The sequence below is a fragment of the Pedobacter sp. 22226 genome, assembly GCF_052045455.1.
GTDB classification, from domain to species: domain Bacteria; phylum Bacteroidota; class Bacteroidia; order Sphingobacteriales; family Sphingobacteriaceae; genus Pedobacter; species Pedobacter jeongneungensis.
On sequence record NZ_JBQEPB010000007.1, the window covers coordinates 68,183 to 81,106 of the forward strand.

At 38.7% G+C, this 12,924-nt stretch carries 10 protein-coding genes; 1 reads left to right on the top strand and 9 read right to left on the bottom strand.

Annotation, left to right across the window (positions count from 1 at the left end; genetic code table 11):
- Window positions 1-15 precede the first annotated feature (15 nt).
- The 6 genes from ACTJKC_RS16635 to ACTJKC_RS16660 form a co-directional block, all read right to left on the bottom strand.
- Window positions 16-573 (bottom strand): GNAT family N-acetyltransferase, encoded by a 558-nt coding sequence (locus ACTJKC_RS16635; RefSeq protein ID WP_440793640.1) that lies wholly within the window; start codon window positions 571-573, stop codon window positions 16-18.
- A gap of 2 nt (window positions 574-575) precedes the next feature.
- Window positions 576-1,193, bottom strand: coding sequence for an IS200/IS605 family transposase (gene tnpA / locus ACTJKC_RS16640; RefSeq protein WP_440793642.1), 618 nt, complete (start codon window positions 1,191-1,193; stop codon window positions 576-578).
- A 126-nt stretch (window positions 1,194-1,319) separates the two neighbouring features.
- Window positions 1,320-4,181 carry a PD-(D/E)XK nuclease family protein gene (locus tag ACTJKC_RS16645; RefSeq protein WP_440793644.1) on the bottom strand — a complete coding sequence of 954 codons (2,862 nt, stop codon included), beginning with the start codon at window positions 4,179-4,181 and terminating at the stop codon, window positions 1,320-1,322.
- Window position 4,182: 1 nt separating this feature from the next.
- Window positions 4,183-7,401, bottom strand: coding sequence for a UvrD-helicase domain-containing protein (locus ACTJKC_RS16650; RefSeq protein ID WP_440793646.1), 3,219 nt, complete (start codon window positions 7,399-7,401; stop codon window positions 4,183-4,185).
- 79 nt (window positions 7,402-7,480) lie between these two features.
- A complete protein-coding gene (locus ACTJKC_RS16655) occupies window positions 7,481-8,275 on the bottom strand; it encodes a tRNA threonylcarbamoyladenosine dehydratase (RefSeq protein WP_440793648.1) in 795 nt (264 codons plus the stop codon).
- Between the two features lie 154 nt (window positions 8,276-8,429).
- Window positions 8,430-9,083: a TatD family hydrolase gene (locus ACTJKC_RS16660; protein WP_440793650.1), complete on the bottom strand. Its 654-nt coding sequence runs from the start codon at window positions 9,081-9,083 to the stop codon at window positions 8,430-8,432.
- Between the two features lie 273 nt (window positions 9,084-9,356).
- On the opposite strand from ACTJKC_RS16660, the gene ACTJKC_RS16665 reads away from it, so the two are divergent.
- Complete coding sequence (locus ACTJKC_RS16665) at window positions 9,357-9,890, top strand: thioredoxin family protein (protein WP_344854026.1); 534 nt, start codon at window positions 9,357-9,359, stop codon at window positions 9,888-9,890.
- 89 nt (window positions 9,891-9,979) lie between these two features.
- Here ACTJKC_RS16665 and ACTJKC_RS16670 read toward each other — a convergent pair whose 3' ends face one another.
- The 3 genes from ACTJKC_RS16670 to nadD form a co-directional block, all read right to left on the bottom strand.
- Window positions 9,980-10,189, bottom strand: a complete 210-nt coding sequence (locus ACTJKC_RS16670) for a hypothetical protein (RefSeq protein ID WP_440793652.1) — start codon at window positions 10,187-10,189, stop codon at window positions 9,980-9,982.
- A 233-nt stretch (window positions 10,190-10,422) separates the two neighbouring features.
- Complete coding sequence (locus ACTJKC_RS16675; protein ID WP_344854028.1) at window positions 10,423-12,123, bottom strand: glycoside hydrolase family 3 protein; 1,701 nt, start codon at window positions 12,121-12,123, stop codon at window positions 10,423-10,425.
- A 96-nt stretch (window positions 12,124-12,219) separates the two neighbouring features.
- On the bottom strand, window positions 12,220-12,792 hold the full coding sequence (nadD, locus tag ACTJKC_RS16680) for a nicotinate (nicotinamide) nucleotide adenylyltransferase (protein ID WP_440793654.1): 573 nt from the start codon (window positions 12,790-12,792) through the stop codon (window positions 12,220-12,222).
- Between the last annotated feature and the right edge of the window lie 132 nt (window positions 12,793-12,924).

The following is a 12,924-nucleotide window of genomic DNA, read 5'->3' on the forward strand; positions in this document are numbered from 1 at the left end:
AATGTTTAGCTTGATTTAATGATTTGGATTCAATAATCCATAAATCTCACTATCCAAAAACTGGCCTCTAAAATAATAATCCTGTTTAAAATGTGCTTCCTTTTTAAAGCCATGTTTGATCAGCATTTGCCTCGAAGCATCATTTCCTACATTAATGTTTGCGCTTATGGTGTGCAGGTTAACCTCATTAAAACCAAAATCAATTGATTTTTTTAGTGCTTCGGAAATAATTCCCTGTCGCCAATAATCAGGGTGAAGCATATAACCGATTTCTGCACGGTGGTTGGCAAAGTCAGTGCGCCAGTAACCTACAGAGCCAATCATTTGTTTGGGGTTTTCTTTTAAGGCAATTACCCAGGCCAGATTATCGCCATTTTCGTAACCGTTCCTGAAACGGGAGATGAAATCTTTAATCTCGAAAATATCTTTTGGCCTTTCCCTGTCGATGTATTTCATCACCATTTCGTTGGTGCGCATGGCGAAAAGTGCATCAGCATCGGCAAGATCGTGTTCACGGAGAATTAAACGTTCTGTTTCGAGTACGGGGAAGTTTGTGAAATTTAAGGTTAGCATTTTTAAATATCTTCTTTTTCCAATGTAAAACCATATTTATCTACAAATTCTTTTACCTCAAAATCAAATGATTTTTTTGCATGATGAATCTCCTGATTTTTGATGTAATTGGTAACAGCTTGCAAGCCGGATTCGCTAACTGATACTGCAAAATAGTCGTCTTGCCACATAAAGGGAATTTTTGTTAGCATATTTTTATTGATCCAAAATGATGATTCACCTTTTATGAGCTGAGCTATTTTAGAAATTGTTTGTTCTCTTCCTAGAGATATAAGACAATGCATGTGTTCTGTGTACCCATTAATAGCTTGTAGAAAAATAGCTTTTTCTCTACAATTTTCCATAATGTGCTTTTGAACTTTATAGCGGATGTTTTTAGTTAAATAGGGATGTCGGTTTTTAGTTGAGAACACCAAGTGAACCCAAATTCTTACATACGACATATTTAATAGATTGATTAACCTAATATAAGAAATTTTTACTAAATCCATTATCTTGGATTTATTAGGGCAGCCAGCTGAAGCAGCTGCAAAGAAATGGAAATGCTTATTTAACATCTCGCTTGGTGTTGGCTTTAGCCAATAGCCCTTTGTGTTAAAGGTTATTTTGGCTAAAGCCATTATATCGAATTTATTAAGGCAGCCAGCTGAAGCAGGCTGCCAAGAAATGGAAAATACCTATTTAACCTATTTAGCATCTCGCTATTCATAGCTGTTGGCTTTAGCCAACGGCTATGAATTTATTTCTTATTTCCCAAACAGCGTTTTATAAATAGAATATTTGTAGTTATCCTCAACCGCGCTGGCTACAAAATATGGGGCTTCGAAAAGTTCGGTTAGTTTTTTTCTTAATTCGGAAAGAAATTCTGGTTTAATTTCTTCTAAGTAGGCCCCTGATAAATTTTGTCGGCCCGATTTAAACCAAACGCCATCTACGCTCATGGTTTTTACTACGTACAGGTTGGGCTCTACAAAAGTTTTACCCGAGAATTGCTCGTAAGCATAGGTGTATAATAAAGTTTGGATTAAAGCTTTGTTGATGTGTTTTCCGTCTGAGTTAAATAATTCAGGTATATCCTTGAAGGTTAACTTGTCACTTCCGGTTTTGTAATCGATAATTTTGGTCACCCCATCTTTTACATCAACACGGTCGATAAAACCAAATATTTTAACGCTGGCTTCTTTTCCCCTGAGCGGGAAACTGATTTCGGCCTCTACCTTTTGTTCGAGACTGATGATATGGAATGGCGTTTGGGCTTCGTCCTGATTTAAAATAATGTTTACATAAGCATCTACAATCGATAAAATTACCTTTTGCATACCTTTGTACTCCATCACGGTATCTGGATTTTTAAACATCACCGCATTAAAACCTCTCTGTATCAAAGCAGGAATCTGTTTCCGCTTCTCTTTGATCCGTTCTGCCGTAATTTCACCCGACCTTAAATCCTCATAAAAATACTCCATCACTTTGTGCAATATGGAACCAATTTCATTGGCTTCTACCACTGCACTGATTTCTTTAGGTTCTTTAATGCCTGCAATGTAATTGAAAAAGAAATCGATCGGGTTGGAGATATATTGAGTTAATGCTGATGGCGAAAGTATCTTCTTTTTATCAAGGTATTTTTGAAGTGTTTCCTGAATAAAGGCATTATTGGTTTTTTCGATTTTGACTTCTTTAAAAGCTTCAGTTTTTACTTCGAGATTAAGTTCGTTATAGTTGAAATTGAAACCGCTTTCGTACTCAAGCTGTTTTAAAATTCTGCTGGCTTCGCCAGAAGTAGATTCATCTGTTAAGCTATTATAGACAAAATTGATATTGTTTGCCCGCTGTAATAGACGGTACACCATGTAAGATGAAATAGCATCCAGGTTTTCTAATACAGGTAATCCATAAACACGGCGGATGGAATCTGGAATAAAACTATTGCCAATAGATGATTTCGGAATAATGCCTTCGTTGAAACCTAAAATCACCACTTTATCGAAATTAAGGTTCCGGGTTTCGAGTAATCCCATTACCTGTATGCCGTTGAGCGGATCGCCTGAAAGTGGTACTGCAATGGCCTGAAGCGATTTTTGAACGAGATAGATCACAAAAGGAATTTCCTCTTTCCCAATGTGATTGCTAAAAGTATCGTGCAGCCTGTTTAATTCCTGTATGGTTTTTACAAAAAGCTCTGCATCGATTTTTTTGAGCGTTTTTGCATTCGATAATCGTGTTAACACATAATCAAGCACATCTAGTAAATTGGTTACCACATGCTGCGGATCGTCGATTTTTTTATAGAAAGTTTCAAACAATCCACTTTGACGTATTAAACGTTTATGATCAATCTCTACCTGATTTTCTTCCAGTAATGCAGTTAAAATTTTATCGCGCATTTTCTGGGTAAGGCCTGTTAACGGATGAGTTAAAAAAGCCTCTACATTTTTATAACTTACTTTATCGCGCTGTAAAATCTCCAGCTGACTGGTTAACCATAAATCAACCAAACCAAAAATACTTGAGGTGGAAAGGGCAAAACCCATCGTTACGTTCAGGTCGATTTCTTTTCCATTTAGCGTAGTTGGGATGGTTTGCAAAGTAGGGATCAACAAACTTTCATCGGCCAAAACCACTACTGTTTTACCGACGGTTTCTGCTGAGGTGTAATCTTCTGCTAAAATATTATTCAGGATTTTAGCCTGCGCAGATTGTCCCTGAACCTTATAAACGTTTACATGGTGAGGGGCAGATTTCATTAAACTTGCCTGATTGGCAAATTCATTTATCAAACCAAGCTGGTTAATGTTTTTACGTAAAAATAAACCTGCTTCCTGCGAAACATCGTCTAAATAATAGGTATCGGCATCGAAATAAAACAATGCTTTGCCGGCTTCCTGGAGCTGGGTAAATATTTTAGCTTCAGCACTGCTCAAAGCATTAAAACCAACAAAAATGATTTTGCCCTTATCAAAATTGGAGATAAATTCCTGATGGTTGGTAATGTCATCAGCCAGATAGCGATAAACAGAACCATTGGTTAAATAGCCTTGCTCTTTAAGCGTAGCATGGTACTTATGGTAAAGCTTGGGCATTCTACGCCACATTTTAATGAAAAGTTCCTGCTGTTTTTTATGCTTTCCTTCAGAGTAGGATGTCCAGAATTGCGCAAGAAATTCGTATTGCTCGGCACTTAAATAATCAAAATCTTTATTAATTACAGAAATATCTTCGAGGTCACGATATAATTTTTCTGCATCAACCAGGTCAGCATCAATCTGATTAAAATCGCTCAAAATGATCTTGGCCAAAGGGAAAAACTTGTGGCTGGATATATTTTCGAGCTTTTCTTCTGCAAGTAACTGGTTGTAAATCCTGTGAAGGGTGAAAAACTGTAAGTAAAAATCGGCTATTTTATAACTGGTACAACTGGCAAAAAATTCCTGTATGGTAAAAAATGATGGGCTGAAAAATGGTTTGCCAATAATATCGGCAAAATGTTTTTGCAAATAAGCGGATGGACGTTTGTTGTTAAAAACAATGGCACAGTTCTCCAGCTGATTTCCAAACCGGGCAACTAAATCTTCGGCAACTTCCTGTAAAAATGGTTTCACTTGCATATTATACTAATTTCAGTTTGCCTTTAACTGCGTAGAAAAGATAGGTTTTAATGTTCTGATAACCCATTTCAGTGAGTAAAATCCTGTAATTATTTACCTGTTCGATGTGTTTGTCGCTTTCTTCTAACGTAAATTTATAATCGAGGATAATTACTTCATCGGCATTGATCAACACCCGATCGGGGCGGTGCAGTTTTCCATTGGCATCGATGATGTTTTTCTCTACTATGCTTTCGCTTGCCTCTTCTAAAATTTCTTTAAGCTCCGGGTTGTTCAACACTTCAAGTGTAGAATTGATTAATTGTTGTTTTTCTTCTTCTTTGATAATGCCCTGCAACACCAGGTTTATCGTATAATCTTCTACTTCTTTTGTATTAGTGGCGCTGGCCAGGATATCGTGTAATAAAGAGCCTTTTCTGCCTGATTTTTCAATGTTAACCAGGTGTTTTAAATGTTTTTCTGCTGAAGGAACATAGAGTTCTGACAAACGGGTTGTAGTTGGGTAACTATTTAGGTTAATGAAACCAGATTCTTCTGTTTTACTTTCAATAATTATATTTTCAACAATTTCATACACACCATTTTCATCAAACTGCTCATCAAAAGTGAAATTGATTACATCGCCCATGTTGGATAATTTCAATTCTTTTTTAGCCATTGTAGCGATGTACAGGTAATCTTTAGCACGTGTTGTGGCCACATAAAGCATATTAAGGGCATCCATATTGTTGTAGAGCAGCTCTTCGTAATAAGCTTTTGCAATTGCAGAATCGGCCAGGGCCTCATTATATTTTAATGGAATCCCTTTAAGCTCCTTATAAACCGTTTCTTCTGAAGATACCCAGAAAGTGCCATTGGGTTTGCCTTTGATTTCCCAATTACAAAAAGGGACAAAAACAGCCCTGAAGGCCAAACCTTTTGATTTATGGATAGTAATAATCTGTATGGCATCGGCACCTTCCGGCGAGGGTAATGATTTTTTAACGCCATCTTCTTCCCACCAGGTTAGAAAGGAAATAATGCCTTTTTCCCCCAGTTTTCCGGCAGAAGCCGTGAGATCCCTAAAGGCCAACAGGTAGGGTAAGTTGGCTGTCAGATTTTTTAGTCCATAGCTTTCAATTAAAATCTCCACTAATTCCGGTAGGGGAAGCTGCAGCCAGCTTTGCCAGTTTTCGCACAAAGCAACGGGTAAGACCGCGGTAAGCGTGCTTAAAGGTTTATTCGTGAGGTTAAGGTAATAATTGGCATCAATTTCCTTTTCGTGCAAAGAGTGATAAAGTGCAATACAATTGGCTTTGTAAAGGGCAGTTTGGGTTTCTAAACCGATCAGTATCTTTAAGGTGTTGATGATGAGTTGTATAGCCGAGTTGTTCGAAATCAATAAAGCATCGCCTGATAAAACAGGTAATTTATGCTCCATTAATTTTTTAACAGTTAATAATGCTTCACTGTTCGATCTTACTAAAATGGCAATATCTTTTAGCGCATATTGCTGCTCATTTTTGAGGTGATTTATTTCTGCAACAATATCATCCAGGGCAATATCCCTAAAAACGGTTTCGGTAAAACGAGCTTCGTTGGGGGCATGATCTTTACCAAACTTTTTGATCTTTATGGTTCCACCCTTTAGCGTATTAGTTGCGAAGTTTTGAGTCGATCCACCATAAATATCGGTTATAATCTGTTGATAATGCTGTTCCTGCCACCATTTTGAGATACTTTCGGGCTTGGTAGCCAGGTTTTCATTTAGCTCGTTCTGCAGCGTAAGTGGAATCGCTTTGTAAAGAAAATTATTAAAAGTGATGATGTTTTCGGCACTCCGGTAGTTTTCTTCCAAACTTTCTTCTAAAACATTTTCTGCACCAACATCAAGCTTAGCATGTTTATGCAAAATGTTCCAGTCGCCATTGCGCCAGCGGTAAATGGATTGTTTGGTGTCGCCTACTATTAAATGATCGATCAGTTCTTCGCTTGGCGTAGCCATGGCGTTTGTCAATAGCGATTTGAAACTTCCCCACTGACTGGTGGAGGTATCCTGAAATTCATCAAACAGGAAATTGCGGTAACGGTTGCCAACTTTTTCCCAGATAAATGAAGGGTTATCGCCGGCATCTTCAGTAATTCCTGAAATCAGTTTTTGTGCATCGCTGATGAGCAGGTTATCGTTTTCGGCCCTGTATTCTTTTAAAAGAACTGCGATTTCCTGCATTAACCTTAAATAATAAAGGTTTTTATTAAAGGCGATAGCCAAACTGTAATTTGGAAGATGGGTTAAATAATGTGTTTTTAACTTTTGAAGAATTGGGTTAACTGTTTCGTAAGCCTCAGGGAAATTCGCATTTTTTTGAAACCACTCATCCGGTTCGTCGATTAAATTGAAAAGCGGTTCGATTTTAGAAAAATCACCTCTGGCGACTAAAATAATTTTAGCCAACGGACTACGTGATTTTCCCTTTAGGTGTTCGGTTTCTACGCCGATTACATTAAGCGCTTCATTGGCTTCAGTTGCCAGGGAAATCAGTTCCTCTTCAAAATTTTTGATTTCTGCCTTGGTAACACTAATGTATTTTTTGAATAATTCGTCGATATTTTCTAAACCTAAAGCACTTACTGCATCTTCAAAAATCTGGAAACGCTCAGAGAAAATTTCACCGATCAGGTTATATAGCTCGAACTTATAATTCCAGCTTTTATTATCGCTGATGCGTTCGATGGCCAGGTCGATTATCCATTGCAAAAGCTGTTTATTATGGTCTAAAGCTTCGTCTAGTTTGTTTACAAGATCATCTTTCACCTTATCATAATTCATTTCTAAATTATAATCGGCATTAAGTCCAAGCTCGAAAGCAAAACCGCGGATTACTTTCTGCACAAAACCATCAATGGTACTTACAGAAAAGCGACTGTAATCGTGCAAAATCTTCCGGTAAATCTTATCCGCTTTAAGTTGTAATTCCTGCGCGCTTAATGTCGGATAGGCTTGTAAAATGAGTTTCCGATAGTCATCGATTTTTTTTGATGGATTGCCTTTTGCCAGGCCTAACAGCACCTCCAAAATCCTTGTTTTCATTTCTTCTGTGGCCTTATTGGTAAAGGTTACCGCTAAAATTTCGCGGTATTTATTGTCGCCACTAAAAAGCAATGTGAGGTAATGCGCAGTAAGACTGAACGTTTTACCGGAACCTGCAGAGGCCTGAAGAATTTTGAGGGGTTGGGGCATAGTGTGATATTTCTCGGAAATTTAAACTTACAACAATTTAAAATCTTCCCGAAATCATGATATCAACATTCCATCCGGTTTACGGTTTTTTCATCTTCTTTTTATTGAGTGTTTTATGGCTTATTCTCGCAGGGCGTTCGGCCATTTCGATGGGAAGGCCTAGCAGATCACGAATCACCACTGATGCACATGCACCACCAAATGCTGCTGGCAAGTAAGAAACTGTACCATAAGCAGAACGCTTGAAATTGCTTCCATCGGTCATGATCATCGAATTTTTGTCCATTTCTTCAGTAGAAAAAACGGCTTTTATTTTTGCTGCATTGGGGAGTTTATTCAGCCTTTTGCGCACATAGCTGGCAAAAACGCACTGGTAAGTGTCAGGAAGAAGTGTAATCCGTAATCGTGTTGGGTCCATTTTACCACCCGCACCCATCGAACTTACAATCGGGATATTTTTTTCCAGGGCGGTAGATAGTAATGTGATTTTTGGCATTACGCTATCAATACAATCCATAATGTAGTCAAATTTTGATTCCAAAATTTCCCTGCATTTTTCGGGCGTAAGAAAAGTATTCACCACGTGGAGCTTTAATTCTGGGTTAATGGCTAATAAACGATCCTGCATAATAGCAGCCTTGCTTACGCCGTGGTTGGTAGCCAAAGCAGGCAATTGCCTGTTCCGGTTGGTCGGATCAACCACGTCGCCATCAACAATGGTCATTTCGCCAATACCAGAGCGGCAGATAAATTCGGCAGCAAAAGAGCCCACACCGCCCAAACCGATTACTAAAACATGTTTCGATTGGAGTTTATCTATTCCATCATTTCCTACAAGAAGGGCAGATCGCGAAAGCCAGCTAACGTCAGACATATCTATTTTTATTTACCACGGATAAAAGGATGAACACAGATGTTTATTTATCTGTGTGTATCTGCGCTAATCTGTGGTTAGTTTTTTACTATATTTTGGCCACGGAGACACGAATTAACACGGAAATATTTTTCCCATGGTTCTGTCTCGGTGGTTAACTTTTTAAGTTGTTCCAGTCGGCAAAAATACGAGCTTTGAGTTCATCTACCGTACATTTTTTTAAAATGGCTGCTGCTTTATAAATATCCTGTATGGAAACATCTGCATCGTCCGTTTCCAGGAAAAAGCGATCCGTACTTTGAATTAACTTTGCTGCACCCGAATTTTCCTTTAAAACAGTTGTTCCAAATGAAAGAAGAAAACCTTTATCCAAGAGCTGTTGACCAAGCGCCTCATTTTTGTTGAAACCATGGATAATCATTGGTACTTTAACTTTTAACCGATCTTTTATCGCTATTAACTCCGAAAAGTATTTTACACAATGTAAAATCAGTGGTTTATTGATTTTTTCTGCCAATTCGATCTGTTTTTCTAAAATAATGAGTTGATTTTCTAAATTTTCGCCCCTTAAGCGATCTAAACCACACTCGCCGATCTGTTTTACATTGGTTTGATTGGCCACTACGCTTAAATACTTCATCTGCAGTTCCAAGTGATCGATTTTGGCAAACCATGGATGCAGTCCCACAGAAATCGGCTTTGTTTTAGGCATCGCCAAAAAGATATCGCTGGTTAACGACAGGCTTTGAATGCTGATTACCCCAGGTTGGGTGGCAACTTTATGGGTATGTATATCTAGAAAATCCATTGATTAACAAAGATAATGTTTTGGTGGATGATGTAGATATATGATGGATGATGTGGGATGTAAGATGGATGATGGAAAAATAAACTGCGATCAATTAAACCTTACTCCCAGGTGCAAATCCATTAATGACCAATGACCAATGACCAATGACCAATGACCAATGACCAATGACCAATGACCAATGACCAATGTTTCCGCTCTGTAAAGAATTTGCTAATCATCTATAACATTACTAGACTTTATTACATTTGTTTATTATTATTCTAAAAAATCATGAAAAGATTAATCATTCTGTTCACGGCAGTATTAATATCGACTGCGGCTTTTAGTCAGGCGAAAAAAGAAGGTGTTCATATCTATAACCCACAAGCTGATGCTAAGGCGGAAATTGCCGCTGCGGTTGCCAAAGCTGCTAAAGAAAATAAGCATGTTTTATTGCAGGTTGGTGGAAATTGGTGTACCTGGTGCATTGCGTTTCATAATCTGGTCGACAGCACTGCGACATTGAAAAAATACATTAACGATAATTTTGAAACCGTTTTAGTTAATTACAGTCCCGAAAATAAAAACGAAAGCGTTTTGGCCAGCTTAGGATATCCTCAACGTTTCGGTTTCCCGGTATTTTTAATTTTAGACGGCAAAGGAAAAGTACTGCATATCGAAAACTCTTCTTATCTGGAAACAGATGAAATTGCAGCCAATGGTAAAAAGAAAGTTGGACATGATGTTAAAAAAATAACTTCATTTTTAAAAGGCTGGACTACCACAGCGGTAAATCCTGAAACTTATAAAGCGAAAGCTAAATAAGGTAGAAGGTCTAGAGTTTAAGGTGAAAACCAGATAGTCTTAAAAAAATAAAAAAGCCGTTCTGATTTTACATCGGAACGGCTTTTTTGTTAATCGTCTAGTTCGTCTTCGTCGCTATCGTCGTCAAGGTTTAACTCGTAAGAGGCCCTTGAAGCTTCATCGGCTTGCTCCAGCAGATCTTTATCATGTTCAATGCTGGTGTCATCGCCACTAATTTCATTGATATTTTCTACATCGTCTTCTCTGCGTAAAGCATCGTTCGGATCATTTGAATAATTGTCGTCTTCTGGATCTATCATAACTTTGAGATTTTATAATTAGATAATCGTTTTGAAGGCAGAATTGTTTTGGGAAAAAGCTGAAAGACTAAAGGAGAAAGACCAAAGAAAGGTGTATTCCGTGTAAATCTGAGTCTCCGTGGCTAGCGTAGCTATTTTTCAAAAGATTATTTGCTACCGATAAAAATCGGTACAAGTTGCGCTCAGAATGAAAAAACGTTAAGCCCTCCCTTTTAGGGGAGGGTTGGGAGGGACTATAGCCCCTCCCCAAATTTATAAAAAGGGGCTACACTTACCGGTAATTTACCAGTTGGCACCAACCTGTTGTTAATCACGGCAGCTGCAGAAATCTGCATAAAATCTTCTTTCTGATAAGCCACAACCAAACCTTTACTGTTTTCTAACCCGGATAAACCAGCGAGATTATAAGGGTTTGCGAATAAAGCAAAAACCGCATTTTTAGCTGATAGCTCTTTAATAAAGTTTTTTACGCCCGCATTTAAAAGAATGCCATTTGCAGGACGTGATCTGCTATCGTGAATACCCACAATCACCTGATCAAAGGCACCAATTTCGCGGGCAATGTTCGAAATCTGTGCAGCGCTTGCATCTTTATCCAGCACATAATAAACAGAGTTGTAATATCCTTTCGAAACCTCTTTCTGGAAAGTGGTAACCGAAGGAACACCAATGCTGATAATAGCCGTTCTCCTGATCGGGATTAAACGTTTAATATAATCCTTACCTTTTAACAACGTTACCGATGCGTTGGCGAGCTCCTGTACCAAAGCGTTACTCGAATTGCGGTTTACACCTGCAACAACACCCTGGGTTACAACCGTGTCGCGTTTAGCTAAGCCAGCCCAATATTTAGCAGTTAATATTTTACGCACACTTTGATCAATTTCGGCCATACTTACTCGATCCTGCCTTACCGCTTTACGTACCAGTTTAATCGCCCTGTCGCTATTTTCCGAAAGTTCTATAATGTCGTTACCAGCGATGATGCCCATTAAATCGGCTTCGCCATCTTTGAAGTATTTTACTACGCCTTTCATATCCATCGCGTCAGAAATAATTAAACCTTTAAAGCCTAATTTCTGCTTTAAAATGCCCGTAACGATAGGTTTTGATAAGGTAGAAGGCAGATTTGGTGTTGCATCTAATGAAGGGATATTCATGTGGGCAATCATTACCCCGGCGGCACCTTGTTTAATCAGCTCTTTAAAAGGATACATCTCTAACGTATCCAAACGTGTAGCTGAGAAAGTAAGCTGGGGTAAATCGTAATGCGAGTCTACATCAGTATCGCCATGACCAGGAAAATGTTTAAGCGTAGTTAACAAACCGCCATCCTGCATGCCTTTCATGTAAGCGGCAACTTTGGTAGCAACATTGTATTTGTTTTCACCGAAAGACCGGTAATTGATTACGGGATTTTTAGGGTTGTTATTGATATCTGCATCGGGGGCTAAATTCATCTGCATGCCCATGCGCTTATAATCTTTGGCCACTTCCAGGCCCATTTTGTACAATAGCTCTTTGTTCTGGATGGCACCCAACGTCATTTGATATGGATAAGAAATGGTACTATCCAAACGCATACCCAAGCCCCATTCTCCGTCGTTTGCTACGATAAGTGGCACACGACTTAATTTCTGATAGGCGTTAGTGGCTAAAACCTGCCGGCCCGGTCCTCCCTGAAAAAAGATTACCCCGCCCAGTTGCTCTTTTTTTATCACCTGACCAACTGAATCGGTATATTTTTTACCGAGGTTGGTGTGTGCCCGAACGAAAAATAACTGTGCAATTCGTTCTCTACGGTTAAGTCTGTTAAAAACCGAATCTACCCATTTCGGTTGATTGGCCAGTAATTCTAAATAGGTTTTTTGTTGTGCACTTACAGAAAATGCAGTGCCACAGAGGGCAATAAGGATAAGTAAATTTTTTCTCACGTGTTTTGTTGTATCAGCTGCTAAATTAATCATCTAAGGCTTAATAAAACAAAAACCAATCCAAGTAATTGATTTAATACAATATGTTGTGAATCTTTACCTGTACATGCCCTTACCTTCGATAAAATCGACAACTTTATCAGGCAGAAAAAACTGTACATTTTTCTTCTCTTTAACAGCCTTACGGATAAAGGTTGAAGAGATTTCCATTAACGGGGTATGGGTAAAAGTAATTGCAGGATGGTTTTCCCACTCGCTCACATCTGCACCCGGGCGTGGATACACATAAATCTGGTAGTTTTTTAACAGTACCTCGTAGTTTTTCCATTTTTTGAAGGACACCAGATTATCAGCACCCATTATGAGCACAAATTCTTTTTCAGGATATTTTTCGTGGAGATAGGTAAGCGTATCGATGGTATAAGAGGGTTGCGGCAATGCAAATTCAATGTCGCTCACCCGGATATGTTCTGCGTTTTCGGTAGCCAGTTTTGCCATTTCCAACCGATCATACATGTTGGTTAAGCCACTTTTATCTTTTAATGGATTATGTGGAGAAACTACCAGCCATACTTCATCAAGTGCCGTATGGTTGGCCATATAATTGGCAATAATTAAATGCCCGGTATGGATTGGGTTATACGAACCGAAGAAAAGACCGGTTTTCATGTTGTCGTTTTCAGTATCTATTAGTCGTCATTGCGAGGCCGGACCGAGGGAGCCGAAGCAATCTAATCCGTCAAAAAAGATTGCTTCACCCTTTTGCTCTTTTCCCGCCGCGTCGGTTCGCAATGACGGATT